The 25,029-nt window shown below is 57.2% G+C and carries 28 protein-coding genes and 1 pseudogene; 15 read left to right on the forward strand and 14 right to left on the reverse strand.

The window, feature by feature from the left end:
- Positions 1-23 precede the first annotated feature (23 nt).
- Positions 24-968, forward strand: coding sequence for an alpha/beta hydrolase (locus CKW26_RS03970; RefSeq protein WP_093439350.1), 945 nt, complete (start codon positions 24-26; stop codon positions 966-968).
- Here the strand turns inward: CKW26_RS03970 and CKW26_RS03975 are convergent.
- Positions 965-2,776 (reverse strand): ABC transporter ATP-binding protein, encoded by a 1,812-nt coding sequence (locus tag CKW26_RS03975; protein ID WP_095047601.1) that lies wholly within the window; start codon positions 2,774-2,776, stop codon positions 965-967. The genes CKW26_RS03970 and CKW26_RS03975 overlap by 4 nt on opposite strands.
- Positions 2,777-2,997: 221 nt before the next feature.
- On the opposite strand from CKW26_RS03975, the gene CKW26_RS03980 reads away from it, so the two are divergent.
- Positions 2,998-3,411 carry a VOC family protein gene (locus CKW26_RS03980; protein ID WP_095047602.1) on the forward strand — a complete coding sequence of 138 codons (414 nt, stop codon included), beginning with the start codon at positions 2,998-3,000 and terminating at the stop codon, positions 3,409-3,411.
- A 57-nt stretch (positions 3,412-3,468) separates the two neighbouring features.
- On the opposite strand, the gene CKW26_RS03985 is transcribed toward CKW26_RS03980, so the two are convergent.
- From CKW26_RS03985 to CKW26_RS04000, 4 genes are all read right to left on the reverse strand, one after another.
- The gene (locus CKW26_RS03985) at positions 3,469-3,798 is read right to left on the reverse strand and encodes a hypothetical protein (RefSeq protein ID WP_093439361.1); all 330 of its coding nucleotides are present in this window, start codon (positions 3,796-3,798) and stop codon (positions 3,469-3,471) included.
- Positions 3,799-3,950: 152 nt separating this feature from the next.
- The gene (gene rtcA / locus CKW26_RS03990) at positions 3,951-4,976 is read right to left on the reverse strand and encodes an RNA 3'-terminal phosphate cyclase (protein ID WP_095047603.1); all 1,026 of its coding nucleotides are present in this window, start codon (positions 4,974-4,976) and stop codon (positions 3,951-3,953) included.
- Positions 4,973-5,773 carry a nucleotidyltransferase domain-containing protein gene (locus CKW26_RS03995; RefSeq protein ID WP_095047604.1) on the reverse strand — a complete coding sequence of 267 codons (801 nt, stop codon included), beginning with the start codon at positions 5,771-5,773 and terminating at the stop codon, positions 4,973-4,975. The genes rtcA and CKW26_RS03995 overlap by 4 nt, the downstream gene beginning before the upstream one ends.
- Before the next feature lie 14 nt (positions 5,774-5,787).
- Positions 5,788-7,014, reverse strand: coding sequence for an RtcB family protein (locus CKW26_RS04000; protein ID WP_095047605.1), 1,227 nt, complete (start codon positions 7,012-7,014; stop codon positions 5,788-5,790).
- 246 nt (positions 7,015-7,260) lie between these two features.
- Here CKW26_RS04000 and rtcR point away from each other — a divergent pair, with 246 nt between their 5' ends.
- The 5 genes from rtcR to CKW26_RS04025 all read left to right on the forward strand — a co-directional run bounded on the left by rtcR (position 7,261) and on the right by CKW26_RS04025 (position 10,782).
- Entirely contained in the window at positions 7,261-8,859 is a 1,599-nt protein-coding gene (gene rtcR / locus CKW26_RS04005; RefSeq protein WP_095047606.1) for an RNA repair transcriptional activator RtcR, read from the forward strand.
- 121 nt (positions 8,860-8,980) lie between these two features.
- Positions 8,981-9,250, forward strand: coding sequence for a hypothetical protein (locus CKW26_RS04010; protein ID WP_095047771.1), 270 nt, complete (start codon positions 8,981-8,983; stop codon positions 9,248-9,250).
- Between the two features lie 84 nt (positions 9,251-9,334).
- The gene (locus CKW26_RS04015) at positions 9,335-9,694 is read left to right on the forward strand and encodes a hypothetical protein (protein WP_095047607.1); all 360 of its coding nucleotides are present in this window, start codon (positions 9,335-9,337) and stop codon (positions 9,692-9,694) included.
- A gap of 358 nt (positions 9,695-10,052) precedes the next feature.
- Entirely contained in the window at positions 10,053-10,331 is a 279-nt protein-coding gene (locus CKW26_RS04020; RefSeq protein ID WP_095047608.1) for a hypothetical protein, read from the forward strand.
- Positions 10,332-10,572: 241 nt separating this feature from the next.
- Entirely contained in the window at positions 10,573-10,782 is a 210-nt protein-coding gene (locus CKW26_RS04025; RefSeq protein WP_016774031.1) for a hypothetical protein, read from the forward strand.
- A gap of 128 nt (positions 10,783-10,910) precedes the next feature.
- On the opposite strand, the gene CKW26_RS04030 is transcribed toward CKW26_RS04025, so the two are convergent.
- Positions 10,911-11,507, reverse strand: a complete 597-nt coding sequence (locus CKW26_RS04030; protein ID WP_095047609.1) for a hypothetical protein — start codon at positions 11,505-11,507, stop codon at positions 10,911-10,913.
- Between the two features lie 286 nt (positions 11,508-11,793).
- Between CKW26_RS04030 and CKW26_RS04035 the strand changes: the two genes are divergently transcribed.
- Positions 11,794-12,177 carry a hypothetical protein gene (locus CKW26_RS04035; RefSeq protein ID WP_095047610.1) on the forward strand — a complete coding sequence of 128 codons (384 nt, stop codon included), beginning with the start codon at positions 11,794-11,796 and terminating at the stop codon, positions 12,175-12,177.
- Here the strand turns inward: CKW26_RS04035 and CKW26_RS04040 are convergent.
- Together CKW26_RS04040 and CKW26_RS04045 are read right to left on the reverse strand one after the other, a co-directional pair.
- Complete coding sequence (locus tag CKW26_RS04040) at positions 12,159-12,665, reverse strand: lysis system i-spanin subunit Rz (RefSeq protein ID WP_095047611.1); 507 nt, start codon at positions 12,663-12,665, stop codon at positions 12,159-12,161. The genes CKW26_RS04035 and CKW26_RS04040 overlap by 19 nt on opposite strands.
- Positions 12,665-13,087, reverse strand: coding sequence for a cell wall hydrolase (locus CKW26_RS04045; protein WP_095047612.1), 423 nt, complete (start codon positions 13,085-13,087; stop codon positions 12,665-12,667). The genes CKW26_RS04040 and CKW26_RS04045 overlap by 1 nt, the downstream gene beginning before the upstream one ends.
- A 95-nt stretch (positions 13,088-13,182) precedes the next feature.
- Between CKW26_RS04045 and CKW26_RS04050 the strand changes: the two genes are divergently transcribed.
- Positions 13,183-14,154 (forward strand): FkbM family methyltransferase, encoded by a 972-nt coding sequence (locus CKW26_RS04050; RefSeq protein ID WP_095047613.1) that lies wholly within the window; start codon positions 13,183-13,185, stop codon positions 14,152-14,154.
- Positions 14,155-14,282: 128 nt separating this feature from the next.
- Here the strand turns inward: CKW26_RS04050 and CKW26_RS04055 are convergent, their stop codons facing one another.
- The 5 genes and pseudogenes from CKW26_RS04055 to CKW26_RS30195 all read right to left on the reverse strand — a co-directional run.
- A complete protein-coding gene (locus tag CKW26_RS04055) occupies positions 14,283-15,674 on the reverse strand; it encodes a hypothetical protein (RefSeq protein ID WP_095047614.1) in 1,392 nt (463 codons plus the stop codon).
- Between the two features lie 24 nt (positions 15,675-15,698).
- Entirely contained in the window at positions 15,699-16,115 is a 417-nt protein-coding gene (locus CKW26_RS30190; protein ID WP_256579865.1) for a hypothetical protein, read from the reverse strand.
- Between the two features lie 242 nt (positions 16,116-16,357).
- On the reverse strand, positions 16,358-16,666 hold the full coding sequence (locus CKW26_RS04065) for a hypothetical protein (protein ID WP_256579866.1): 309 nt from the start codon (positions 16,664-16,666) through the stop codon (positions 16,358-16,360).
- Positions 16,667-16,717: 51 nt separating this feature from the next.
- Entirely contained in the window at positions 16,718-20,287 is a 3,570-nt protein-coding gene (locus CKW26_RS04070; RefSeq protein ID WP_095047617.1) for a phage tail protein, read from the reverse strand.
- Positions 20,288-20,350: 63 nt separating this feature from the next.
- A pseudogene (locus CKW26_RS30195) lies at positions 20,351-20,446 on the reverse strand (tail assembly protein); the annotation flags it as partial.
- A 22-nt stretch (positions 20,447-20,468) separates the two neighbouring features.
- On the opposite strand from CKW26_RS30195, the gene CKW26_RS04080 reads away from it, so the two are divergent.
- The 5 genes from CKW26_RS04080 to CKW26_RS04100 all read left to right on the forward strand — a co-directional run bounded on the left by CKW26_RS04080 (position 20,469) and on the right by CKW26_RS04100 (position 22,637).
- On the forward strand, positions 20,469-20,873 hold the full coding sequence (locus tag CKW26_RS04080; RefSeq protein WP_371917958.1) for a hypothetical protein: 405 nt from the start codon (positions 20,469-20,471) through the stop codon (positions 20,871-20,873).
- On the forward strand, positions 20,870-21,538 hold the full coding sequence (locus CKW26_RS04085; RefSeq protein WP_095047618.1) for a lambda exonuclease family protein: 669 nt from the start codon (positions 20,870-20,872) through the stop codon (positions 21,536-21,538). The genes CKW26_RS04080 and CKW26_RS04085 overlap by 4 nt, the downstream gene beginning before the upstream one ends.
- 2 nt (positions 21,539-21,540) lie before the next feature.
- Positions 21,541-21,783 (forward strand): hypothetical protein, encoded by a 243-nt coding sequence (locus CKW26_RS04090; protein ID WP_095047619.1) that lies wholly within the window; start codon positions 21,541-21,543, stop codon positions 21,781-21,783.
- Entirely contained in the window at positions 21,780-22,244 is a 465-nt protein-coding gene (locus CKW26_RS04095; RefSeq protein WP_095047620.1) for a hypothetical protein, read from the forward strand. Before CKW26_RS04090 ends, CKW26_RS04095 begins: the two co-directional genes overlap by 4 nt.
- Before the next feature lie 75 nt (positions 22,245-22,319).
- Positions 22,320-22,637: a hypothetical protein gene (locus tag CKW26_RS04100; RefSeq protein ID WP_095047621.1), complete on the forward strand. Its 318-nt coding sequence runs from the start codon at positions 22,320-22,322 to the stop codon at positions 22,635-22,637.
- Here the strand turns inward: CKW26_RS04100 and CKW26_RS04105 are convergent.
- Complete coding sequence (locus CKW26_RS04105) at positions 22,634-23,233, reverse strand: hypothetical protein (protein ID WP_141231845.1); 600 nt, start codon at positions 23,231-23,233, stop codon at positions 22,634-22,636. The genes CKW26_RS04100 and CKW26_RS04105 overlap by 4 nt on opposite strands.
- Positions 23,234-23,280: 47 nt before the next feature.
- Here CKW26_RS04105 and CKW26_RS04110 point away from each other — a divergent pair, with 47 nt between their 5' ends.
- A complete protein-coding gene (locus CKW26_RS04110; RefSeq protein ID WP_095047623.1) occupies positions 23,281-25,002 on the forward strand; it encodes a DNA cytosine methyltransferase in 1,722 nt (573 codons plus the stop codon).
- Positions 25,003-25,029 lie beyond the last annotated feature (27 nt).

The following is a 25,029-nucleotide window of genomic DNA, read 5'->3' on the forward strand; positions in this document are numbered from 1 at the left end:
TCTGCGCCTGGGTGAAACGTTTAATGTTCCTGTCCTTCATGACGCGTCTGCGACGCCGCCGTTTGGCGTTTGCCTGCATGGCCGCGCTGATAATCGGCGTGCCGACCAGTTGTGCCGTGCTCGAACACACCGAACGCAAACTGCTGTTTCGCATCGAACCGGGCACCGCCGGTTGGTATCGCGGCTTGCCCGGGAGCGTGCAGGAACTCGACCTGCAACCGAAGAGCTTCAAGGCCGGGGAAAACATTCATGCCTGGTGGTGGCCGGCGGAAAAAGCCAATGCGCCGGCCATTCTCTATCTGCATGGCGTGCGCTGGAACCTCACCGGGCAGTTGTTCCGTATCGAGCAACTGCGCGCTGCGGGCTATTCAGTGCTGGCCATCGACTACCGAGGATTCGGCAAGAGCCATGGTGATCTGCCGTCGGAAAGCAGCGTTTACGAAGATGCGCGGGTGGCGTGGGAACGCTTCAAACTGCTGCAACCGGACCCAGCCAAACGCCTGATCTACGGGCACTCCCTCGGTGGCGCCGTGGCCATCGATCTGGCCGCGGAACTCGGCCAGGCCGCTGCTCGCGATCATTCTGCATTGCCGGTTCGCGGACTGGTGATCGAGTCCACATTCACCACGCTGGCGGATGTTGCCGCGTCGGTGGCCAACACTTCGCTGCCGGTGCGCTGGCTGCTGTCGCAGAAATTCGATTCGATCGACAAGATCGCCGATATTCATATGCCACTGCTGGTGGTCCACGGTTTAGCTGACGCTTTCGTGCCGCCGCGCTTCAGCGAGCAACTGTTCAACGCCGCGCAACAACCCAAGCGCCTGCTGTTGGTGCCGGGCGCGACGCACAACAACAGCATGGCGCTTGGCGGGCAGAATTACCGCAAGGCGCTCGACAGCCTGATGCAGAGCAAACCGGCCCCCCGGGTGGCCGGACCTGCCACCGTGCGCAACGGGCGGGACACTTAACGGTAGCCGCGAGCCTGCAAATCGAACAGTTGCGCGTAATGCCCAGCGGCGGCGATCAATTGATCGTGGCCACCCTGCTCCAGAATCCGGCCTTGTTGCAGCACGATGATGTGGTCGGCATTGCGCACGCTGGAAAAACGATGGGAAATCAGCAACGTCATGCGACCTTCGCTGTGTTGGCTGAAATGCTCGAACACCGCCGCCTCGGCCGCCGGGTCAAGGGCGGACGTTGGCTCATCGAGGATCAGAATGTCGGCATCACGACGCATGTACGCGCGGGACAAGGCAATCTTCTGCCACTGCCCGCCAGACAATTCCTGGCCACCGGCAAACCAGCGTCCCAACTGCGTGGCATAACCCTTGTCGAGCCCTTCGATGAAGGGAGCCGCCATGCCTTGGGCGGCGGCCTCCTTCCAGCGCTGCGCGTCGTTGAACGCCAGGGTATCGCCAACGCCAATGTTTTCTCCGACGCTGAACTGGTAGCGGATGTAGTCCTGAAAAATCACCCCAATGCGTCGACGTAACGCGGTCTCCTGCCAATCCTGCAAATCGCTGCCGTCGAGCAGGATGCGCCCTTGATCAGGACGATAGAGCCGGGTCAGTAACTTGATCAGCGTGGTCTTGCCCGAGCCGTTCTCGCCGACCAGCGCCACGCTCTTGCCTGGCACCAGTTGCAGATCAATGTTTTCCAGCGCTGGCCGACTGGCACCCGGATAACGGAAACCGACGTTCTCGAAACGCAAGCCATCACCCGGGCAGACGCCGACCGTCAGGTGGCCGCTTTCGACCTGAACCGGTTCGGCCAGGTATTCATACAGACTGGTCAGGTAGAGGCCGTCTTCGTACAGGCCACTGATCGCACTCAGACTGCTGCTCACAGCGCTTTGGCCTTGCTTGAACAGCACCAGATACATGGTCATCTGACCAAGGCTGATCTGGCCATGTACGGCATCGATGACCACCCAGGCATAGGCCACATAAAAAGCCGCAGTACCGAGCAGGCCAAGGCCGAAACCCCAGCCATCGCGCCGCAAAGTCAAACGGCGGTCTTCGGCATACAGCCTGGCGAACGTGTCGCGGTAGCGTTGCAGTAACAGCGGCGCGAAGCCGAATAGCTTGACCTCTTTAATATAGGTTTCGTGGGACAGCAGGGTTTCGATGTAATTCTGCTGCCGACTCTCCGGCGCACGGCGAGTAAACAAACGAAAGGCGTCACCGGAAAAATGCGCTTCGGCAAAAAACACCGGTAACGCACCGACCACCAGCAACGCCAGCGCCCAAGGGGAAAAATGTACCAGCAGCACCCCGAAGCTAATCAGCATGATCAGGTTCTGAATCAAGCCCAACGACTTCATGACCAGCGCCAGTGGCCGGGTCGAAGCCTCGCGACGGACACGCACCAGTTTGTCGTAGAACTCGGAGTTTTCGAACTGCACCAGTGACAGGGTCTGCGCTTTCTGCAAAATCAGCGTATTGACCTTCTGCCCCAGCTGCACCCGCAACAGCGATTGCTGCACCGACAGTGCCCGTTGCGTGCCGGACAACAGCGCCAATACACCAGCCTCCAACAACACGTAACGCAACACGGGCCACAGCGGCGCACTGCCGTGCTGCGCGTTCAACTGCATCGCTGCCACCACCGCATCGACAATCCGCTGGCCCAACCATGCCGCCAGTGCCGGCAGCAAACCGGCAACCAACGTTGCCAGCACCAGCCCCAGAAACAAGCCACGCGATGTCCCCCAGACCAGGCGCAAGGCTCGCTGCGCCTGATCGAACAACGACGTGAAGCGCGATAGATCAGGCATGGGGCATTGGACTCTGCAGGTGATGATTGTGCGTCATGGTACTCCAGCGCTACGACTGAATTTCAAACGACGACCGCGTTATCGTCGACGTGCTTTTCAGAACAAAAACATCTGGAAGACCCTGCCCTTTCCGGCGTCCAACGCTCTGCTATGGTTAAACCGCCCTACGCGGAACCCGGCGACACCCGCCCGCTCCGCGCCTGACTGCCGGGAGCAGAGACATGAGAATCAATCCCTACCTGATCTTCAACGGAGATTGCCGCGCGGCCTTCACCTTTTACGAGCAAGCCTTGCAAGGAAAGCTTGAGGCGATGATGACGTTCGGCGAAACGCCCGCCGCCGAACACGTGCCCGAAGAACACCACGACCTGATCATTCACACCTGTCTAAAGGTGGGTGAGCAGATGATCATGGCCTCGGACACCACACCCGATCGCCCGACTCTGGGCATGAGTGGCTGCTCGATTTCGCTGAACGTCGACAGCATCGCCGAAGCCGAGCGCGTGTTCAACGCACTGGCCAGCGACGGCCGCATCGACATGCCGCTGGAAGCGACGTTCTGGGCGGCGCGTTTCGGCATGCTGGTCGATCGTTTTGGCGTGTCGTGGATGGTCAACTGCGAAAGCGAAAAGTGACGCTGAAATTTCGTCAGCCATGAAAAAGCCCAACCGGTTCAGGTTGGGCTTTTTGCTTCAGCGCTGGGCCAATTCGTGGCGTACACATTGTTCGTAATAGGTCTGTTTGACCGCCGCCGGCTTGAGCTTCGACGTGCTGTTGTAGGTTTGCTCGGTGATTCCCATCGCGGTCATACGCATCCACGGTTGCTGGAATCGTCGTACCTGCAATTGTTTGCGCGCGCCATACAGCGAGACGCCTGACAGCTTCGATTGCTGAGCACCGGCAGCGATATCCGAACCCCAGGTGCAGGCAAAGCGATGGCTTTTGCTTAACTCTTTCGCCTGCACGCCTGTGGCGAAGACAGCCAGGGAAAGCGTTGCAACGGTGATAACAATCGTCCGCATAGAGCCCACCTAACCTTTTGAAAAAAGGCGATTTTGCCGGGGAAGCGAACGTCCGGGGGCCAGCAATTTGCCGCCTTTTCAGAGTTTTTTGCGGGCCAAAAAAAGGGCGACAGGATTTCCCGATAAAATCCCGTCGCCCCGTTCATGACCGATCAATTGACAATGACCTCAACGCGCAGTCGATCGGCACCCTCCTCGCGACAATCAATACGAACCGGCAAGAACAGCTCGATCACCGCGATATTGCTGTGCAAATGCTCGGTCATTCGCGGCGTGGTGAACGAGCCACCGCCGGCCAGCGCCATTGGCAACAGCAACTGATCGGCGAGGTGCTCAGCGACCGCAGCGCCACTGCGCAACCAGTCGGCAGCCTGACTGATCGCAGCATCGGCAACCTTCTCTGCGCGCAGTGACACTTGGCCAAACGCGCTGAACACCTCGGTGACGTGTTCGAAAGCGTACTCCAGCAGCAACACGTTGCCTGGCCCGCGAGCCGGATCGAGCGTCACAGAGTGCAGCGCCGTAGCCGGAAGCTTCAATCGCTTGGCCACTCGGCTCAGCTCACGTTGGGCGACCGTAGGTCCAAGCCCGGCGGTCAGAGCCCACGCGCTTGGTGAAATCGCTTCGCCACGGTCACACAGATCGAGTCGCGTCAGGTTCGCCGGTTGCACATTCACCTCAATCTCGCCCCCGCCGGCCGGGGCAAAACCATGGCGCAACAAGTCCAACTCAACGTTGGCCCCCATGCGGCGCAGCAGCGGCAGCCAACTGCGCGTGAGAAAATCGGCCGGCGGCGCGAGCGGGTTATGCGTGCCACCGGAAATCCGCAGCCGACTCGCCTGCGGTGCCCGTAACAGTGCTGGCAACAAAGTCTGTAACACCAGTGTGCAACTGCCGGCCGTGCCGATGGCGAATTGAAAGTCGCCAGCGCGAATCGCGCCGGGTTCGAAGCTCAAGGCTTGCGAACCCAAATGTGCACCGCCAACCGTTGCACCACACACCTCGGCCGCCGCCATCACCGCCGTTAAGTGTTGGCGCAGCAGTCCCGGACGGCTGCGCCTGGCACGAATCTGTTTAATGCGAAACGCCCTGCCCGTCACCATCGATAGGCTCAAGGCGCTGCGCAACACCTGGCCGCCACCGATGGCACCGTCCAGTTCTATCACTTCCTGTTTCATGGCATTCCTTGCGCATACAGCCCGACGTTATCCCGGAGGTACTGATCCAGCCGTCGCGAGTCTTCCTGAGTTCTGAGTAATGTGGGCACTTCGCGCTCGAGTTCGGCCGCGATGAACCCGTGCAACGCCGGTCGACGCGGCCCATAGGCGCTCTCATCGGCATTGCGTTTAAGGGCGAGCAATTCGTCGACTTCATCGAGCAACGCGCGGTCGTCGACGGTGGTCAGGAGGTCGGCAAACGTCATCGGTGGCCGGCCTCGTCCCTGATCGATCCAGCGCACGGCCAATAATGGTCGCAGCACGTAGAAGTACTTTTTGAAACGCACGGTTTCACCTTGCAGGTAACCGCGAAAGTTCTTCTTTGCCATCGACAGATAGTGATTGCGCGCTGCTGGCGGGCTGTAGAACGCTTCGGCGAGTTCGCACAGCTGTGCCACCTGCGCGGTTTCACTGCGATAAACCAGCGGCGAGTCGAGCCACTCCAGCAAGGTCGGATTGGATTTGCGCAATAACCCGAGGGTCTTGCGCAGCTCCCAACCACTGACATCAAGTTCATCGTCCAGCGGACGTTCGATCACATCGCGCGGCGCATCGACCTGAACGAACCACTCGGGCTTCTCCACGTAGACAAACCGCACGTCGTAATCGCTGTCGGTCGAGGCAAAACCCCAGGCCCGACTGCCGGACTCACAGGCGTATAACACCGTGACATTGCGCTCGCGTTCTATCCGCGCAAGCTCTGCCAGAACCCGCGCGCGCATCGTGGCGCACAGCGGGTGACGCTCTTCCAGTTCCATGACTTGCTTTCCTTTTATCCTTTGACGCACACCACCTGACGCAAGGTGTGCAGCACTTCCACCAGCTCACGCTGGGCGTGCATGACTTTGTCGATGTCCTTGTAGGCCATCGGAATCTCGTCGATCACCGCCTCGTCCTTGCGGCACTCCACATGGGCCGTGGCGCGAATCTGATCCTCGACAGTGAACATATTCTTGGCCTTGGTCCGACTCATGGTGCGGCCGGCGCCGTGGCTGCAGGAACTGAAGGATTCTTCGTTACCCAGGCCGCGGACAATGAAACTCTTGGCGCCCATCGAGCCTGGAATAATCCCCAGCTCGCCCTTCTTCGCCGACACCGCACCTTTGCGCGTGACCAGTACCTCTTCACCGAAATGCAGCTCTTTCTGCACGTAGTTGTGGTGGCAGTTGACCGCTTCCAGCGCCACTTCGAACGGCTTGCGGATAATCTGCCGTGTCGCTTGAATCACCGCGCGCATCATCAGCTCGCGGTTCTGTTTGGCGAAGTCCTGCGCCCAACCCACCGCTTCCACGTAATCATCAAAGTGCTGACTGCCCTCTTCGAAGTAGGCCAGATCACGATCCGGCAGGTTGGCGATGTGCTGGCGCATATCCGCCTGAGCCATCTGGATGAACAGGTTGCCGATGGCATTGCCGACGCCACGCGAGCCGCTGTGCAACATGAACCAGACCCGGTTGGCTTCATCCAGGCACACTTCGATGAAGTGGTTGCCGCTGCCGAGCGTACCGAGGTGCCCGCGGTTGTTGGTGTTGGCCAGTTTCGGGTACTTGTCAGTGATCAATTTGAACCGTGGCTGCAGCCCCGCCCAGGCCTGATCTGCTTGCTGCGGGATCTCATCCCAGGCGCCCTTGTCGCGTCGCGAACGGGTCGAACTGCGGCCATGCGGCACCGCTTGCTCGATAGCGCTGCGCAGACCGAGCAGGTTGTCCGGCAAATCAGCGGCGGTCAGCGAGGTACGCGCGGCAATCATGCCGCAGCCGATGTCGACGCCGACCGCTGCCGGAATGATCGCGCCGACTGTCGGGATCACGCTGCCGATGGTCGAGCCCTTGCCCAAGTGCACATCCGGCATGACCGCCAGATGTTTGAAGATGAACGGCATTTTTGCGGTGTTCATCAACTGCTCGCGGGCCTCGTTTTCCACCGGAACGCCTTCGGTCCAGAGTTTGATCGGTTTGCCGTTGGCGACTTCGAGCAATTGGTAAGTGTGATCTTTCATGTCTTTATTCGACTGCGTATTAAAGAAATTTGAGTTGGCCATCATGGCGTCTCGCTGGGTTTTGCTGTTCGTTGCGATAGACATAGCAGCGGCCGTGCCAGGTTTTCAATTTCCCTGAAAAAACTTCATAACTCTCTGTTTTAAATGACATTTATTATCTATCGACTTTTTGAGTGTTTGAATTGACGACAAACCCTGCGTAGAAAAATTATCATTAGATATCGTTTTTTATCTTTTGAGATAAGCATGCAAAATAGACGTACCGTCGCCATCGGTTTTATCGGAGCCACCCTTGATCGCGTCGGTAAAGGCGCCAATCGCTGGAGCCATTGGCGGCCGAGCGTGGGCCTCTGCCAGCAGCCGGATGCGCTAATCAATCGGCTTGAGCTGATTCACGGCATCGACGCCCGCGACGTCAGTCTCGCCGAGCGGGTGCGCGCCGACATCCAGCAGGTTTCACCGGAAACCGAAGTGCGCCTGCACTCGATGGCGTTGCGCAATCCGTGGGATTTTGAAGAGGTCTACGGCGCGCTGCACGATTTCACCACTGCCTACGCGTTCGACACCGAACGCGAGGACTACCTCGTCCACATCACCACCGGCACCCACGTCGCGCAGATCTGCTGGTTCCTGTTGACCGAGGCGCGCTACCTGCCCGCTCGCCTGATCCAGACCTCCCCCGCCAAGCGCAAGAGCGAAGACGAGCACGCCTGCGGCACCCATGCCCTGATCGACCTCGACTTGTCGCGATACGATCGCATCGCCTCACGCTTTGCCAATAAACGCCTGGAAGGACTGGCATTTCTGAAGTCCGGCATCGCCACACGCAATGCCGCGTTCAACCGTTCCATCGAGCAGATCGAACGCGTTGCGGTGCGCTCGAAAGCCCCCATGTTGCTGATCGGCCCGACCGGTGCCGGCAAATCCTTTCTGGCTCGACGCATCTACGAACTCAAACGCAACCGCCATCAGATGCAGGGCCGCTTTGTTGAAGTCAACTGCGCCACCCTGCGTGGCGACGGCGCGATGTCGACCTTGTTCGGCCACAGCAAAGGCGCCTTCACCGGCGCACAGAACGCCCGCGACGGCCTGCTGCGTGCGGCCGATGGCGGCATGCTGTTTCTCGATGAAATCGGCGAACTGGGCGCCGACGAGCAGGCGATGCTACTCAAAGCGATTGAAGAAAAACGCTTCTTTCCACTGGGTTCTGACAAGGAGGTGGAGAGCGACTTCCTGATCATCGCCGGCACCCATCGCGACCTGCGCAGCCGGGTCGCTGAAGGCCTGTTTCGCGAAGACTTGTACGCACGCATCAACCTCTGGACGTTCGACCTTCCCGGCCTCGCCGGCCGCCGCGAGGATATCGAGCCGAATATTGATTTCGAGTTGCAGCGCCATGCCCGTGAGCATGGGCAATTGGTGCGCTTCAACCTTGAAGCACGCCGCCGCTATCTGGCCTTCGCCAGCTCTAGCGAAGCGGCGTGGCTGGGCAATTTCCGCGAACTGTCTGCGTCGATCACGCGCATGGCGACATTGGCGGATAGCGGGAGAATTGATGAGGCGCAGGTACAGGAAGAGATTGAGCGGTTGCGTTATTCCTGGGGCCTGACCCAAGTGGGAAGCAAGTCAGAAGATTTGCCAGGGAATGAAGAGAGCATGGATCTGTTTGACCGCTTGCAGTTGCGGGCAGTGCTTGAGGTCTGCCGGCAAGCAGACAGCCTGTCAGATGCCGGTCGCCGCTTGTTTGGCATCTCGCGCCTGGCCAAGGCGCAGCCTAATGATGCGGACCGCTTGCGCAAGTACCTGGGCCGGTTCGGGATTGAATGGAGCCAGTTGTCGCCGTAGATCTCTGAGACGTATAACGCCTGGCCACCTTACTTGACCGGATGCCGCTGGTCTGATGTACCGCACCTTCGCCCTGTGAGTTCTTCCAATGCAGTACATCCCCGACCTGGAAGACAACCTCATGAACAAGCGAATGATTGCTATCGGATTGGCAAGCCTGCTTTCACTGTGCCCACTGTTTTCCCTTGCGGCTGAAAAAACAGGCGGCTCCTCAGTTCCAGCCACTGCGATTCCCGGCGTAAACCAAGGCGGATCCGAGTCAAAAGAAGACAAAGCTGACAAGAAAGGTGAGGAAGCATCCGGATCAAATTCCGGTGCCGAAGCACACGAAACACAGAAGGATGCCAACACCTCGAGCGATTCTGCAGATGTTAAAAAACCCAGCCAGTGAACCGCCGCTTTTGGCCGATGAACAGATGGTAGCGCCGAGCCATGAATGCTAACGTTCCCGGCCAACATTCAGGGATGGCGTGCCATGTTCAAACGGTTTCTGGCGACAACGGCAATACTGCTCACTTTCAGCTTTGCAGCACACAGCGCACCCTTGCCCAGCGAATATCTGGAAGAGTGCCAGCGAGTCGAAAATTCGGCCAAAGCCATCATGAAAGCCAGGCAAGGAGGCGTGCCCCTCTCTTCCGTTCTGGAACTGGCCGACAACGCAGGAAAGGAGAGCGAGTATGTGGGTAGTTTGTACAAAGCCTTGATCGGGCAGGCCTACGACATGCCGAGGGAGTCGGACGCGAGGAAGCAGGAGAAGGTGGTGGCTGACTTTCAGAAAACTTTTTATTCGCTTTGCATCGATTCGGCGCAGAAAACGGCGAATGGAAGAAGCTGACGGGGAATGCTCTTCTATAGAGAGCCAAAAATCACTGCGCATGAAAAAGCCCAATCTTTTCAGATTGGGCTAAGTCATTGAATTATATGGTCGGGACGGAGTGATTCGAACACTCGACCCCTAGCACCCCATGCTGGGGACTGAAGAGAGCCAAGCTGTTGTTTTACAAGGAAAACACCCTGTTTGCAAGTTAGCAAAACATCCGTTTTTTTGTGCTTATGCAAACGGAAAGACGCGGCCTGCAGAGGAGGTTTTGCGCGCGCCAAGAAAACTTTGAACCATCCCGTTGTTGCCAATGAATTCCCTTCCGGGCACCTTTGCAAATGCCGGCCATTTCGAGTCGGTTCCTGGAGGTGCAATGGATATCGAACAACTGAAGAATTCACTTAAGCCTTGGCTTGCCGCGGAAACCTGGCACACCGGCCACGCCTTGGATGAGCAGCGCTTTCATAAGGCACTCAAGTCTGCATTCAAAAAATTGGGAACCCCCATTGGGGTCGACAATTTCCGAGAGGCGATTGTCCTGGGCTTGGCTGAATACCGGGAAAACGACGCCAAGACATTTGAGAATGATCTGGACAGCTTTGCTCAGCTTGCTGAAGACATCTCGTACTACGTGAAAAACACTGCGCAGTAGCTTGCACCAACGGCGGGCGCTTAGGCGCCCACCATGTCAAGGTGACTTCTGAATGATCGTAAGCTACTGATATAGAAGAGAAACAGCCCTAAAATCGCAGGGTAAAAAATCGCCATTACCCCCCATAAGAATCAACAACTTAGCGCTGTATTTTCCTACAGTGGTTGCTCCTTCCCCCGGCGTTCTGCCACTTGAAAATCAACCCCCCTGCTACGCTGGTTTCGTCCACGGAGGAAACCAAATGCCAAACTCTGACCTGCTCCCTTCCCTGCTTTTCAAGATCAACGAAAACCAACTCGCCCTCGAAGCCGCCATCATGGAATTATCCAATTGGGTCGAGCAGCGCGGATCGGCTGACGTCGCCGAGAACGTCCGCGGCGCCCTCTGGGCAATCGACAAAAATGAGGAGTTCATCAAGATGACGCTTGCGGTTTTGATGACGCCCGACTGACCGCTATCGGCCACGAGCGGCCACTTGCCTTTTAAAGTTGGATCGACCTTTACGGGCTCGAAGTGGCCATCTCGATAGCGTGACAAGAAGTTATCGAGTTGCCGCGCATCCTTCGGCTATGTGCACTGTCACGCGTCCCATCCATCTTGTTCAAGATCGTCCAAAACGGATTCATAGAACGCCAATCCTAATTCTGCGTAGGTCTGGACTGTTGCCAGCGTGATGTCGTGGCCCGCATGGGTACGCGGCACAGCATAGGTCTGATCTCGATTTTTCACCGTCCTTAGGCGAAGCTCGGCCCTTACTGCCCTCCTCTGATAGCCCGGTGGTGGTGGCACGTTCATCGTGACGCCGTTTATCGTGATTTTCGGGTTGCGCACTCGCATCTCGGGATCTCTAGTCGAGACGTTCTCGAAACCACCTGGCATAACGTCAGTCGTTTCTTCATGTCGATGTTCGTCCGCATGACGAGCTTGGGAAAGGTATCGGATTAACTCATCAGACTTTAAAGCAGTCTTTACACGCTTCACGTGTGGCGAATTGAAGAACTTGGGGTCGCCCTTCAAGGCGGACTCAGTCTTGTTCCAGAAACGCGTGAGACGACCTATAAACTCTTTCCAATGTATCTCTTCTTCGTCATGACTGGGTGCCGACTTCAGCCCGTCAAGCGATTTCCTTGCAAGTGCGATTTCTTTGCGTGCCGCAACCAATTTTGTACCTGCCACGCCTTCTTCTCCGATTTATTCAGCGATGTACATACAAGCTCAGTATGCCGGAGGGAAATTGAATCCGTCCCTTTCAGGCAGGTTTGCATTCGCAATTGGGTATAGATCCGACGTCTTAATTGGCCCTGCTTTTCTAAACGCACTATCAGCAGCTTAGGAGATCTTGTTGCCATCCACCATAGTCCGCTCTTGGCCGAAAGTAGCCGCACCGCTACAGTTCGTCGCCTCACCCTCGCCCACTCCCCGATTACTGTATATCCGAACAGTAATCAGCAAGGCATTTCCCGTGGCCCCCTCCAATATCGAAAATACCGACGACTGGCTCGGCTGCGCGACGCCGCTCGAAACTTGCCGGCACCAGCTGGCCCTCTACGAAAATGAGTTCGAGGAACTGAACCTTCAACTGCAACAGTCCAGGGAGCGGATATTCAAGCTGGTTGAGATGCACGCTGCTGCGTCGGCTGAGTGCGAAACCCTCCGCTCTCAATTGTGCGTTGCGAAGTCAGAAACGTCGGCCGCCAGCCGGCGAGCTACCGATATCGAGACCAAAAGCAACTGGGAGCTGATGGCGAAGGACAAGCATATAGCCGAGCTGCGAACCCAGATTCGGATCCTCAGCGGGGACAGTCCGTTCAAAGATCCCTTCCCTCATCAGCGGGACAATTCCTGAACGTAGGCCTGACACGCCTGCAAGGCGATCAGTCCGCGGTCGCCGGTATCGGTGATGGCGATAATTCGTTGAGCATGCGCCGGGTCAAGTCTGGCTCGTACGGCTGCATGATCCACGCTGCCGGCGCTGGCGGTGGTTGGCACGTCGCAGCTTTTGGCAACGTCGGTTGCGTCGAGGAGGACTGACAACCGCAGATCAGCAGTGGCAAGGCGATCGCGCAGGCGATCTTGGTCAAGTTGGGCATCACTCATTTTCCTGAAGTGGGTTTGCTCACTGGCCGACAGCCGCTGCTCGAGCGCCAGACGTTTGTCCTGCTCGGCCTGCTGCGCGGTGGCGGCGGCCCGGGTCAGTTGGTTGAGGGTTTCGGAATGCAGCTTTTCCTGCTCGGCCAACTGCCTCCCGTAGCGCCAGTCCTGAAACTGCCAGGCGCTGCCGAAGCCGGCGAGCACCAGCGCCAGCGCCCCGAGAAGCCGCCACGGAACGACCATCACGGCACATCCTTGAAGAAGACGTGCCCGCCCAGCTTGAGCGTCTGCTTTGCCTTCGCCGCCCAGGCCGGCGCCTTGATGCTGGCGGCGTAATAGTGCGTGGCGCCGTCAGTTGGGTCAGGCACCTTGCCGTCGATAACCTGGTCAGCCGCGATCCGGCACTGCGCGAGTTCGCGGAACGGGATCTGCTGCACGCCAATCAGGAACTGATAGTTCGGGTCGTTCTTGTTCCAGCAGCTGAATTGATACGGCTTCTGGCATACACGGGCGTAGCCCTCGCCCCACCAAGAATTCGTCTTTCCATCAAACACGCGGTTGCGGATCGTCCAGGCCACGGCGATCTGGCCGGCGATGCTTTCCCCTCGAGCCTCACCCCACAGTGTGCGAGCAAGGATGTCACGGTCTTTATCGGTTGTAATCATCACTTTCCTCCGGGCAAAAAATTACGTCTGGATGGCCACAACTCAGATACAATCACCGGCATTTTTAAACTCTTGCGATTAGATCGGAGCGCAGCATGGAACGGACGCTGATAAGAACGAAGCTGGATCAAGTAAGAAGCTTGATTGATCGAGGTTTTGTTTACTTCGATTTCGAACAGATACTCGAACACCACTACCGGCGGTGGGTTCAGCCGGGTGATACAGTTATCGATATTGGAGCTCACGTAGGGCGGCACCTAAGACCGTTGCTAGATTGCATTGGCCAAACAGGCAGAGCGATTGCGTTTGAGCCGATCCCGGCCATCTATAAAACGCTAGAATCCAAATTCACTGATTGCCCAGTGACGCTGAATAACATGGCACTTTCGGATTACACCGGATTTTCTGAGTTCACATACGCCGAAGGTTCTCCAGAAGAAAGCGGCTTGGTTGAGCGAGAGTTCAACAATCCGGATTCCGCCAAGCCCTCAAAGATAAATGTAAAGGTCGACACTCTCGACAACTACACTCAATCACTGACCTCTGTATCTTTCATTAAAATTGACATAGAAGGCGGTGAAATAAATTGTCTTCGAGGTGCCGAAGTAACAATTTCAAAATTCAGACCTATCATCGCTCTTGAATACGGAGAGTTAACGTACAAAGCTTACGGAAACTCAAGCGACACACTTTTCGAGTTTGCCAAAGCGCACTGCTACACTCCGTATGATCTATTTTTGAATAAGGTGGACGACGTGATCTCGTGGCGGTCTTGCCTTAATCATGTGTATTGGGATTTTATCCTGGTCCCTGACGAAAAAATAAGCGAGTTTGAAAGACGAGTTTGCAGCCCGCCTACCTATAAGCTTCCGGATCCTCGATCCTCAATGGTTTCAGTTGCTGATTTCGAGCGGGTTGTGACAGACAGAGACACATTCGCAAATCTTCTAGAGGCTGAGCGGGCCAAGTCCAAGGAGCTCGGTGATATGCTCGATGCTGTCCTTGCTTCCACTAGCTGGCGAATCACCGCTCCGCTAAGACGCTTTTTGCAGGCCTTCAGATCCTAATTTATCAATCTTATTGCTAAATGCGGCTCGCAAGCCACGCTGCGTTTCAGGCCGGACGTATTCACATCCTAATAATGTCCGGCCTGCCCGCTATCAACAACGGCGTCATGTGAAGGTGGCCCGCCTGCTTAAGGCGCGGGCATATCCACCCTAACATCAATCCAGTTATCCACTGGTGCCTCTACCAACTCGCCATGAACCTGCTCCAGCTCACCCTCATCTGTAAGCGCGTATTTGATCTTGCGGAACTCAATCAAAATTGTCCCGTCCGTTAGGTCTTCGCCTACAGCCAAGCCAAACAGTTTACCCCCATTACGGTCTGACGGAGAGTTCACCTGCCAGCCGGATTTCGCAAGTCCCATGCTCCCACGGATCAAATATCTCCCCAACTCGAGGCGCTCTACTGTGACGCCAAACGCTTCCTCGTTGACAGTTCCGTATCCCGCCTCAAAAAATCCATCCTTCAAGTCGGGTCGCGTGCTTTTCACAGGATTCGTGATGCGAACAATCGGTGAAGCTTTTTTGATAAAGCCACTGCCGTCGACTGTCGTGTTTCCGGTATTCCAGAAGTAAACCCAGCTACTTGCTGAAGCCAAATTCATATTCAAGGATCGCATAGCGAAGTCAGACGAGTTCACTCGTATCGCCAGTTGCGTTTTTACTGTGGGATCCACCCCATAGACTACGTCTATTCCGTTGGCGAACCAGTTACCCCCGTTAAATGTTGGCCCCCCGGTGGCAGTGCCGCTATAGGACGAGAAACCGGTTCTAAGGGAATTGTTCCAACTAGCGTTTGTTATCGAGACATCACCAACGCCGAAGTTTCCGACTACAGGGACCTGCCCAGCCGCAGTTCCGATCGCCGCCACAGCCGCAGTGCCAAGGCCAAGCCCGGATCTGGCAGTTGCCTGACTCGCTCCACCAGTCCCGCCCTTAGTCACTGGCACAATGTTTTCGACGGCTACCGATCCAAGCCCGAGGCCTGTACGAGCTCCTGCCTGATCAGTTCCGCCAGTCCCGCCCATAGAAACAGGCACAGCTGTGGTCAAGCCAGTGAGTGATGTAATGTCGGCGTTGGCACCAGATTTGGCAGCTCCAAGCGTGGTGCGGGCCGCTGGTGCGTCCGCATCATTCAATAACCCTTCGATGAAAACCGAAAGATCGGTGATGCCAGTGCCACCCTTGCTGGGCGGCAAAATGTCGTAGTTTCCTGTCGTGCCGAGCGCCGCCAGCTTCTCGCCGTAGTCGTTGAGGATCGCGCGTACCTGGTCGGACAGATCCTTCTGGTAGCCCTGAACCGGCATGATGGCGTAGAAGCCGTCAGCCGCTGTCGGGCCTTCGTAGTTCGGAGAGATCGACAGCGCGGTATTGCTGGCGATGTTGGTCACTTCGTACCACCGCCCATCAGGTCCACGAAAACCGTCGCCGACCCGGCTGTTGGCAATGAACGCAGTACCTGCACCGATCACCGCATTAGAATTTTGGGTGACAGAGACCGTTCCTGTCTTGTACCAGGGCATTGTGTATCTCCAGATATGAAAGGCTCAGGCCAGCAATTTGGCGCAGAGAAACGGGCGGTGGCCCTGATTGGTCCACGCAGTGAAAGCGAGGCTGTACATCATGATTCGGCCGTTGGCGTAATCGACGCCGATCGCACAACTACCGCCGGTGCCTTCGTTATGACAGGCCATAGTGAAAGGGTTTATAGATACGTACTCCCCAGTTCCAAGCGCTTTGTTGATGCCCCAGACATATCGGCGACCAACACTCAGTTGCTCCATCCCTATATACGTCCAGTCTCCCGCCGCGAATGTCACGATGACCGCCGGCGCACCGCTGTCGTAGCAAAGCGCACCGTTTTGATCCCATAGGCGAAGACCGTAAGAGGCGGTGCCCATCGACGCCCATGCCGCAACGAAATACTGACCGCTCAACGACTCGTTGACCTTGGAGGCGTTCATCGAAAACCCCGTCCAATTTCCAGGCCCTCCGGTGAACCAGACCGAGTACGGAACCTGAATTACTCCAGTTTGATCAGGCCGAATGAAAACAAGCGGTGGATCTTGGCTCGTTACTGCGCGAGAAAATGTTGCCGTAGCGTTGGCCGCCCCTGAATACGACCCCCGCGTCAACATACAAAGCCGTGGAGCCTCCGAGTCGATTTGCACGAAAGCGTTGTCATTGATGCTCTGAAACCCGTAACTCATATCGCATACCTAATCGCGTAAGCCTTGGCCACTACCGTTGACCCGATTGTGGAAGCGCTCGCTGATGGATTTTTCTTAAGCACAACAACTTGGCCTGCCGCAGTGGTGACGAATGGATAGGATTTTTGGTTAGCGCTGCCGTCCGTCTCGGATGGCTGCACGTCCTGCACCCTCGTCGGGATGATCATGAACACGCAATTGGCAGGATTGAAGCCAGGGATATTCAGCGTATAGCTGGGTACCGCCCCGCTGAAGTCAATCACGCCCTGCCAGATCACTTGGTAGGTGAAGCTGTTGGTGTCCATAGCGAGCTGACCGCTCTCGTTAAAGACACGCAGTCCAAATAGCGCCATTGATTACCCCAGATAGCCGAGACGAACACGCAACACGTTGTTGGCGTCGTAGACCGAGACGTTCAGTGAGTTGATTACCAGACGCCCCTGCCCCGGAACGATACCGTTTATTTCAAGTGTGCCGTCTTTGTTCAGGATCCAGCCTTGCTGGCCGGGAATATAGTTGGTGGAGCTGATGTAGCTGCCGATCTTGGCGTTGGTGATCGTTCCGTCCTGGATGAAAGCCGAGTTCATGAACACCTGCCCGCCCTGCACTGCAAACGGAACCGCAATGGCACCTCCAGCAATAGTGTTGACGATGGCGAAACGGTCAGCGCTGACCAGAAACTGGCTTTGCAATCCTGCTGGTCCGTTTTCAATGCCAAGGCCGACGCCCGCAGCGATGTACTGGCCCGTGCCGGAGTTGTATTGCATCTTCACCGACCAGCTCGCAGTAACTTTGCCGTTCACGTCATTGATGATCGAGGTGTTTTGCTGAATCGCCGTTTGCTGGCTGCCGACAATGGTGTTGAGCTGGGTTAGCTGCTGAGCGGTTGCCTGCTGGTTCGTGACCACCACCTCTTCAAGCTCGGTTATGTTTGCCGCGTTCTGCCCGATTTTTGCGTCGAAGGTGGTTACGCGCCTTGCCATTGCTTCGTTCTCGGAGGCGCGAACCTTCGATTCGGAAGCGATCGCGGCGGTGCTTGTGTGGCTTTTGATCGCGTCCGCGAGATCGCCAGCGCCGTCATCGTCTCGATAGGAGGCGCGAAGGGCTTCGAACGACGCGGCCTGGGCAGTAACAACTCCGTCGATCTCGATGATCTCGGCGGTATTTGTCGCCACCTGCTGAGCAAGGCCATTTGCCGTTTCCACCGTCTGACCAACGTCGAGCCAGTAAAGCGGGTTCGGCGGCGGCATGTTGAGCGGTACCGGGCCAGTGGCCTGATAGATCCGCTTGCCCTGCACTACGAGGTCGTACTCCTCATAGGTGGCTTCGGGGTCGTAACCCTTCAAACCATCCAACGCATCGATCTGCGCCTGCAACCCCGGAATCTTGTCGATCTCGTCTCGCAGATCCTGGCCAAGCTCTGTTTCCGTGATCTGCCCGGCGATCATCTCCAGAATGGCAGCAGCATCGGAGCTGGATTGACCCTGCACACCGAGGCCGATCGGATACCACGGCCCGATGTTGCCTATCCGGTCGACGATCCGCCCCCAGAAGAAAAAGGTCACGCCGGCGCGCAGGCCGAGCATGGAGAAATCACTCTGCGGATAGGCCAGGTCTGTCAGCTTGGTCGCGGCATCCAGTTCGGTAGTCGGCCCGTACCAGATCTCCGTGCGCTGGCTGTCCTCGGCGCCAGCAGGGAAGCCCCACTTGAGATAGATGCCGAACAACAGCGGTGTAGCGGTTAGGTAAGCCAGCGCCGGCGGCAACCCTTGCTTGCCGCTGAGGTTGGTCAGGATCGAGTTTCGCCACGGCGACGTGATATCGAAGGCGCTTACCGCGCGCACCCGGGCCACGTAGGCGCCAGCGTAGATGCCGACCACGTCCACGTTGGTCATGCCGGTGCGCTGCAGCTTGATCCAGTTCCCGCTGTCCTTGCGCCATTCGATGTCATAGCCAACTGCGCCGGGAACGGCTGGCCAGGCGATAGTCATAGTGGCTACCGACAAGCCCTGCGAAATGACCGAAGCAGAAGTAAGCGTAACGCTGGCTGGCGGTGGAACCACAGTGATTGGAATCACACTGATTGGGCGCTCTTCTAGTCGCGCACCAGTGTCGATGTGTGCGAACTTGCTCGGGTCGTACTGGACGGCCGAGATCTCAAACACTCCCGGTTCCGGCCGAGACACCGCAGTAACCCGATACAAAGGGACGGCAAGGTCATCGGCATCCAGCGCCCAGACCAGTTCAGACTCTGGGGCCACCGAGTAATTTGCGGTGACCGTGATCGCGCGGCCGGCTACCGATTGCACGGTGCGTCCCTCGCAGGTGCCGTTCGGCAGATTCAAGATCAGCCGATCACCGGCCTTCGCTTGAGTGTCGCGATCCAGTTTTATGGTACGTCCAGCGACCTCCGAAATACGTCCGCCGATGGGGCGACCTGCAAGCAGTTCATCCGCAACGGGGATCACATATCCTGGCAACGGAATCCGACCATCAAGGCCGACTTTAAAGGTGATTGCACGATCGCGCGAGTTGGTAAGTAGCGCCCACTTCCCGCGGCGCTGCGCCTCCGACTCTCGAGTGCAGCCGATGGCGCTGATCTCAAGTGGATTATCACCATAACGGCGCTGAAGTTTTGGGTCAGTAACAGCCGTGACATCGGTGTCGTAGTTGTTCGACGGATTGTCGTAGCTGATCAGGGCGCGACTGTACCGGGTGCGCTCCGATGCGCTCGAGTAAGTGAACTTGCCGTCGATCACGTTCGCCCTGGTGTAGGCGAAGTCAAAGTCAGTCGCGCGCGGCATATCCGAAAGCGAAAACACTTGGCCTTGAGCCCAGTAAGTCATGCCTCGGTAAATTGCCGAAATGTCGCGCAACAACGACCAAGCATCGGCTTTGCCTTGCAGGTTCAAGCTACAAAGGAATCGAGGTTCTTGACCACCCTTCCCGTCCGGCACCAATTGGTCGCAATACTGGGCGATTCGGTAAAGCTCCCATTTGTCGACTTGCCACGGCTTTATGCGCCGGCCAAGGCCGAAGCGATCGCTGACGGTGATGTCGTAAGTCATCCATGCAGGATTATCCGACCAGGCCTGTTTAAACGTGCCGTCCCAGATCCCGGTGTAGCTTCGAGTTTCCGGGTTGTAGTTGCTCGGCACCGGCAGTTTTTTCAGCAGGGTGTCGACAGTCACTGCCGGGATACTTCGGAACTGTTCGGCAGAGAACTCGATGTAAAGCAGCGCAGTGTTCGGGTACCGAAGCTTCGCGTCGATCACCTCGGTGAAGCCCGCGATGTTCATCGTGTCGGCGATTTTGTTGGGGTTGTTCTGATTCGGTGTGATTCGAGTGACGCGCATTAGCCAACCGCTTGTGGCGGTAGGCAAGTCAATACGGCGGGTTCGTTCATAAGTGCTTCCGGTTTTGCCGTCGACCGCCTCACTCAGCACCTGCTGATATGTGCCACCGTCTGTGGCAAGTTCGACCTTGTACTCAATCCGGTAGCCATTCACGTTGCCGTTTGCATCGACAGATTGAAGCATGGGCCAGGCAAAGCGCAGGCGCACCGCCGACAAATCGGTATTGGTAATCGCACGCACCCAAGGCGTCCCGCTGCGCAGCTCAATGCCAAGAGTGGTTTCATTCTCTACTGACGGAATACCCTGGATGTAGTCCTGTTCAATTGAGCCGTTGCGATACTCAAACTTCACGTTCGGGAAGTTCATGTTTCCTTGCGGATCTTGCAGTGGCGTGTTGTCGAGATAGATGTCCTGAGCGGTGGGATTGCCGGCAAACTCGCCCTCACCCATCGCGATCAGCATTTTTGCCACGGCCACAGAGCGCAGGCTATCTGGCGCCTCGGTCGGCGTTTTTGGCTTGCTGCTGCCGCTCTTCTCGCCGTGGACTTCCATTTGCAGAACTGCGCCCATCTTTTCCTCCAGGCCATAAAAAACCGCCTCTCGGGCGGTTATGGTGTTCGTTCGTTCGTTCGGCTACATCTGGTCTTCGGCGTAGATCGCGGCGCTTATGATTGCTCCGCCTACACGGCGCTTGCCGTAACAGAGCGGGACCGGGTTATGGGCGGACGATCCGAAGCAGCAGATCGCATACTTGGCCCTCAAAAAATGGGCTCGTCTGTATTGCCCCGACGTGATTCTGGGCGTGTACACACGTGACGAGCTGGACGACGGCTACGCGCTTCCGGAAACGGATGTTACCCCCCGATCTACCAACGAGAAGCCAGCAGATGTGGGAGCCGCGTCGGTTCCTCAGGGCGACACAACCGACGCAACTACGGACCTGTTCGAGCAGCTCAAAAAGATCGCTCAAGACCAAGGTATTGATGGCTACGAAAAAGCATGGAAGGCGCTGAAGCCGCAGCAACGTGGTGCTATTGGCGTGACACGTCACGGTGAGCTGAAGTCGATTGCGCAGACAATCGAGGCAGAGTTCACAACCCTCAATGAAAGCTCGAACGTCAGTGCTGACAACGATCTGCAGGACGGCGATCAATGAACGCCTCAGTAGACCTTCAGCGCACCGAGCAGTGGCATCAAGACCGCAGCGGGCGCCTAACGGCAAGCAGGTTCAAGGATGTGATCGCTTGGGGTGATCGTGACAAAAATGGCAAACGTAAGCCGCTCGCGGCTCGCACCACTTATATGCGCGAGCTGGCTTTCGAGCGACTGGCCAACCGATCAAAGCATTCGGTCAGCAGCAAGTCGATGGCCTGGGGTACCGAGGTTGAGCAGTCGAGTCACGACTTTTACGAAATTCTCACCGGCAATACAGTCATCAAGTCGGGCTTTGTGGTTCACCCAAAATACGACTGGCTGGGCTGCTCGCCGGACGGTTTGATTGGCGAAGACGGCGGCATTGAGTCGAAGTGTCCTTTCAATGAGGCCGTTCACGTCCGTACCTGGCTCGAAGGAATGCCCGACGAACACAAGCCGCAGGTTCAGGGCTGCATGTTCGTCACGGGCCGGGAATGGTGGGATTTCCTGTCCTTCGATCCGCGACAAGATGAAGACTGCCGCCTGTACATCGAGACCATCAAGCGCGATGACGAGTACATCGCGATGCTTCATCAAGAGCTGGTCCAGTTCAATTTGGAGCTTGGCCGGATGGTTGACGAAGTGGCTGATAAAGCGCGGGCACAAGCCCATCGATTAGGAGCCTGAGCATGATCAGCCTCAACCTAAATGCAGTTCGTGAAAAGCAGACTGAGTCGGAACGGATCGCCGCTGCGATGGCTGACTTCTGGAGTCGGCCCGGCAGTACCTTCAAGGAACTGCCGCCGGCTCGAATGAAGCCAAAGCCTGAGCGGCGCGATTGGGTAGACCCTGAGACGGTCCTCAAGCGTCGGCCGAAGCCGATATCGGCCGCCGACCGCAAGGCTCTGCGAAAAATGGCGGACTTGATATGAAGTCGAAACGCAAACCCAACAACGGTTTCGCCCGGGCCGAACGCAGTTGCCGGGCGCTGCTGCGCACCAACCACGTCGCGGTGGTGAACATTGACCCCAGCGGCAGCCAGATCATGGCGAACTGGAAGAGCTGCCGGCAGATCCGCAGTCTGGCGATCGCCAACGCAATCTTCGAATTCTCCTACCGTTGGACGATTTACATCGGCGCCATGTGTCGCGACGAGCGCGGCGCTGAGTACATCAAGTCGGTCGAGATATCGCCCGAGGGCATCTACAAGGTCGAGCGCCTTACCGACGCCATCGAGCATTACTACCTGGAGCTGCGCAACAGCGCGAACCCGACCCATCTGGTCGCGTCAGGCTGGATCGCTATTCCGGATGAGATATCAATGGACGAAGCCCAAGCCGCGAAGCTGTTCTACGCCGCCGGCGCCTGGCATCAGGTGAAGGTCGCAGCGTGAGACATTTTCGCACCCAACAACGCAAACGACAGACCTGGCTGGACTTGCCGGCCAGCGGAATTGAAGAGGTAGGCCATGGCCAAGAGCAACGCGCAATTGCAGAAGGACAAGCGAGCCAAGGAGAAGGCGCTGCTCGATCGGATCGGCGCCGAGAAGCGATCGTTGATTGTTTCGAAGGCGCTTGATGATGCGCTTCAGGTGCTCGGCGAGCGCCACGGCTTCGAGGAATGGCAGGAGACGGTGTCGACGTTCATGATCAATCTCGCCGCAGCGCCTGCGGAAGAGTCGGAACGCTTCGTAAAAATGTCGCGACCTAAAATCGTCGTTAAGGATAAGTGGTCGCGGCAGCTTGAAGCGTTCGCCGCGACCGGCACTGAACACATTCTCGATTAATGCTGGATTTTACTTTTCGAAATACGCCACAGCGCCTCAAGCTTTTTATCGGCAGCAGCAGCTCTCTCGTAACATCGATCCATATGCGTCAGACGCTGATTCATGACCATAAGAAGATCACCGTCATTACTGTGACAATCAGCTAAAAAGTCCTCGCAGCAATGACCAATTGTTGACCATGCGCTGAATATTTCAGCGCTATGAATCAAGTCTACGCTGAATGAGTGATATACGCGCATCGCGCTTTCTAATAGGTTTTTGTGTCTTTCAAAATCTGGCTGCGAAAGGTTATTTTCCTTCATAAGCTTAAGGCTGGTTTCCATCCCAACACAAAGGTGCGCAGCTTGTAGCACGAGCTTTGTACAGTGCTCTACCTCCGATAGTTTTTTTGCCTCTGCGGCTCGCAAATACTGCGTGTTTGCAACAATTACCGCGAAGACAATAGCAAGTACCGAACCGACAGCCTGAAGCCATCCCGAAATAACCTGATTGGTTTGAACATCTGCTCTAGTCGAAACAATGACGAGGCAGGCTAAAAGTGTTGCATGCCCTACCAGCGTTCCAATCAGACCTTTTCTTCGAATATCCAGAATCATCACAAACCCCAATTTGTTTCCGGCAAATATACCGGCGAGGCGCCACTATGCCCATCACTTACGGCTCGGTCTGCTCAGGCATCGAGGCGGCAACGCTTGCATGGAAGCCGCTCGGCATGCAGGCGACCTGGTTCGCCGAGATCGAAGCGTTCCCCAGCGCGGTACTCGCCCACCATTACCCAAACACGCCGAACCTCGGCGACATGACCAAGCTCGGCGCCCTGGTGCTGGCCGGCAAGATCGCCGCACCGGACGTGCTCGTTGGCGGAACCCCGTGCCAGGCGTTCTCGGTCGCCGGGATGCGCGAAGGCCTCACCGACCCGCGCGGCGCCCTCACAATCAAATACGTGGAGCTCGCAGATGCAGTTGACTATGTTCGAGCAGGCCAGCGAAAGCCGCCCTGCGTCATCGTCTGGGAAAACGTCCCCGGTGTCCTCAGCGACAAAGGCAACGCCTTCGGATGCTTTCTTGGCGCGCTTGCTGGGGAAGACTGCGAACTGCAGCCTTCAGGGAAGAAATGGCCGGACGCTGGTTGTGTGTATGGACCCAAAAGAACAATCGCGTGGCGGATCTTGGACGCCCAATATTTCGGCCTGGCCCAACGACGCCGCCGTGTGTTCGTTGTCGCAAGTGCTCGAGACGGATTCGATCCCACCGAGGTACTTTTTGAGCGAGAAGGCGTGCGCCGGGATACTGCGCCGCGCCGAGGCGAGGGGCAAGACGTTACCGGATCAGCTCCTTTCGGCCCTGCGCTCCAGTGCGGATGCGGATACACCTTCGACGAGTCATTAGGGCAATACGGTTGCCCGAGCTGCGAGGGCGACGAAGGCCCGGCGGTTGGTGTGTTCTGCGGCGTGCCGGCGTTCGGCGGCCACAGCTTGGGTGGTTCCGTTGAACGGTCTGCCACGCTCACCGCGAAGGACACTCGACTCGACATGGAAAGCGAGACGTTCTTCGTGGCGCCAACATTGGCCGGTGGCGGACGCAAGTCCGGAGGTTACTCGCTCGACGATATCCCGATCACCGCGCCAGCGCTTAGAGCTCAGGCACAAAGCAGCCACCGTGCCGACTCCGAGGCTTTCATCGTGGCCGGGACACTCAATGCCAACGGTAAAGCGGCCGGCAGCGCAACCCAGCAGGATGCGGAATCCGGTTTGCTGGTTGTCCATGGCACGCAAGATCCTGGCGTGAGCGATTCAACAGCCTTCGCCCTCGGCCGGAACCATGGACAAGAAAACGCTGTTCTCGCGTTCTCCTGCAAAGATCACGGCGCCGACGCCGGCGATGTCGCGCCAACACTTCGCGCAATGAATCACTCTGGAAGCCATGCGAACGCCGGCGGCCAGGTCGCAGTGTGCATCACTGGCGATATCACGCACACGCTGAAGGCCGACGGCTTCGACGGGAGCGAGGACGGTACTGGGCGCGGCCAGCCGATTGTTGCCTTCACCCAGAACAGTCGCAGTGAAGTCAGGCAAATTGGCGGCGACGGTCAGATAGTTGGTGCGCTCGCGGCCGAAACAGGCGCGCAGCAACAGAACTATCTTGCCGCCGCCTCGAAGGTTCGGCGCCTCATCCCACGCGAGTGCGAACGCCTCCAGGGCATGCCAGACGACTACACGCTGATCCCGTGGCGCGGCAAGCCTGCCAGCGAATGCCCGGATGGCCCGCGCTACAAAGCGATCGGCAACTCCAAGGCCGTGACAGTTGTGCGGTGGCTCGGGATAAGAATCCAAGAAACCTTGGCCAGAATGATGCCAAGATCTTGACGTGAGCGCTACGTTAGAGCATACAGG

This window comes from Pseudomonas sp. Irchel s3h9, assembly GCF_900187475.1.
Lineage (GTDB): Bacteria > Pseudomonadota > Gammaproteobacteria > Pseudomonadales > Pseudomonadaceae > Aquipseudomonas > Aquipseudomonas neuropathica.

Bases quoted from the DNA above. Each gene is read 5' to 3' on its own strand.
- CKW26_RS03970 (WP_093439350.1), top strand. From the start codon at position 24: ATGTTCCTGTCCTTCATGACGCGTCTGCGACGCCGCCGTTTGGCGTTT.
- CKW26_RS03975 (WP_095047601.1), bottom strand. From the start codon at position 2,776: ATGCCTGATCTATCGCGCTTCACGTCGTTGTTCGATCAGGCGCAGCGA.
- CKW26_RS03980 (WP_095047602.1), top strand. From the start codon at position 2,998: ATGAGAATCAATCCCTACCTGATCTTCAACGGAGATTGCCGCGCGGCC.
- CKW26_RS03985 (WP_093439361.1), bottom strand. From the start codon at position 3,798: ATGCGGACGATTGTTATCACCGTTGCAACGCTTTCCCTGGCTGTCTTC.
- rtcA (WP_095047603.1), bottom strand. From the start codon at position 4,976: ATGAAACAGGAAGTGATAGAACTGGACGGTGCCATCGGTGGCGGCCAG.
- CKW26_RS03995 (WP_095047604.1), bottom strand. From the start codon at position 5,773: ATGGAACTGGAAGAGCGTCACCCGCTGTGCGCCACGATGCGCGCGCGG.
- CKW26_RS04000 (WP_095047605.1), bottom strand. From the start codon at position 7,014: ATGAAAGATCACACTTACCAATTGCTCGAAGTCGCCAACGGCAAACCG.
- rtcR (WP_095047606.1), top strand. From the start codon at position 7,261: ATGCAAAATAGACGTACCGTCGCCATCGGTTTTATCGGAGCCACCCTT.
- CKW26_RS04010 (WP_095047771.1), top strand. From the start codon at position 8,981: ATGAACAAGCGAATGATTGCTATCGGATTGGCAAGCCTGCTTTCACTG.
- CKW26_RS04015 (WP_095047607.1), top strand. From the start codon at position 9,335: ATGTTCAAACGGTTTCTGGCGACAACGGCAATACTGCTCACTTTCAGC.
- CKW26_RS04020 (WP_095047608.1), top strand. From the start codon at position 10,053: ATGGATATCGAACAACTGAAGAATTCACTTAAGCCTTGGCTTGCCGCG.
- CKW26_RS04025 (WP_016774031.1), top strand. From the start codon at position 10,573: ATGCCAAACTCTGACCTGCTCCCTTCCCTGCTTTTCAAGATCAACGAA.
- CKW26_RS04040 (WP_095047611.1), bottom strand. From the start codon at position 12,665: ATGGTCGTTCCGTGGCGGCTTCTCGGGGCGCTGGCGCTGGTGCTCGCC.
- CKW26_RS04045 (WP_095047612.1), bottom strand. From the start codon at position 13,087: ATGATTACAACCGATAAAGACCGTGACATCCTTGCTCGCACACTGTGG.
- CKW26_RS04050 (WP_095047613.1), top strand. From the start codon at position 13,183: ATGGAACGGACGCTGATAAGAACGAAGCTGGATCAAGTAAGAAGCTTG.
- CKW26_RS04055 (WP_095047614.1), bottom strand. From the start codon at position 15,674: ATGCCCTGGTACAAGACAGGAACGGTCTCTGTCACCCAAAATTCTAAT.
- CKW26_RS30190 (WP_256579865.1), bottom strand. From the start codon at position 16,115: ATGAACGCCTCCAAGGTCAACGAGTCGTTGAGCGGTCAGTATTTCGTT.
- CKW26_RS04065 (WP_256579866.1), bottom strand. From the start codon at position 16,666: ATGGACACCAACAGCTTCACCTACCAAGTGATCTGGCAGGGCGTGATT.
- CKW26_RS04070 (WP_095047617.1), bottom strand. From the start codon at position 20,287: ATGGGCGCAGTTCTGCAAATGGAAGTCCACGGCGAGAAGAGCGGCAGC.
- CKW26_RS04085 (WP_095047618.1), top strand. From the start codon at position 20,870: ATGAACGCCTCAGTAGACCTTCAGCGCACCGAGCAGTGGCATCAAGAC.
- CKW26_RS04090 (WP_095047619.1), top strand. From the start codon at position 21,541: ATGATCAGCCTCAACCTAAATGCAGTTCGTGAAAAGCAGACTGAGTCG.
- CKW26_RS04095 (WP_095047620.1), top strand. From the start codon at position 21,780: ATGAAGTCGAAACGCAAACCCAACAACGGTTTCGCCCGGGCCGAACGC.
- CKW26_RS04100 (WP_095047621.1), top strand. From the start codon at position 22,320: ATGGCCAAGAGCAACGCGCAATTGCAGAAGGACAAGCGAGCCAAGGAG.
- CKW26_RS04105 (WP_141231845.1), bottom strand. From the start codon at position 23,233: ATGATTCTGGATATTCGAAGAAAAGGTCTGATTGGAACGCTGGTAGGG.
- CKW26_RS04110 (WP_095047623.1), top strand. From the start codon at position 23,281: ATGCCCATCACTTACGGCTCGGTCTGCTCAGGCATCGAGGCGGCAACG.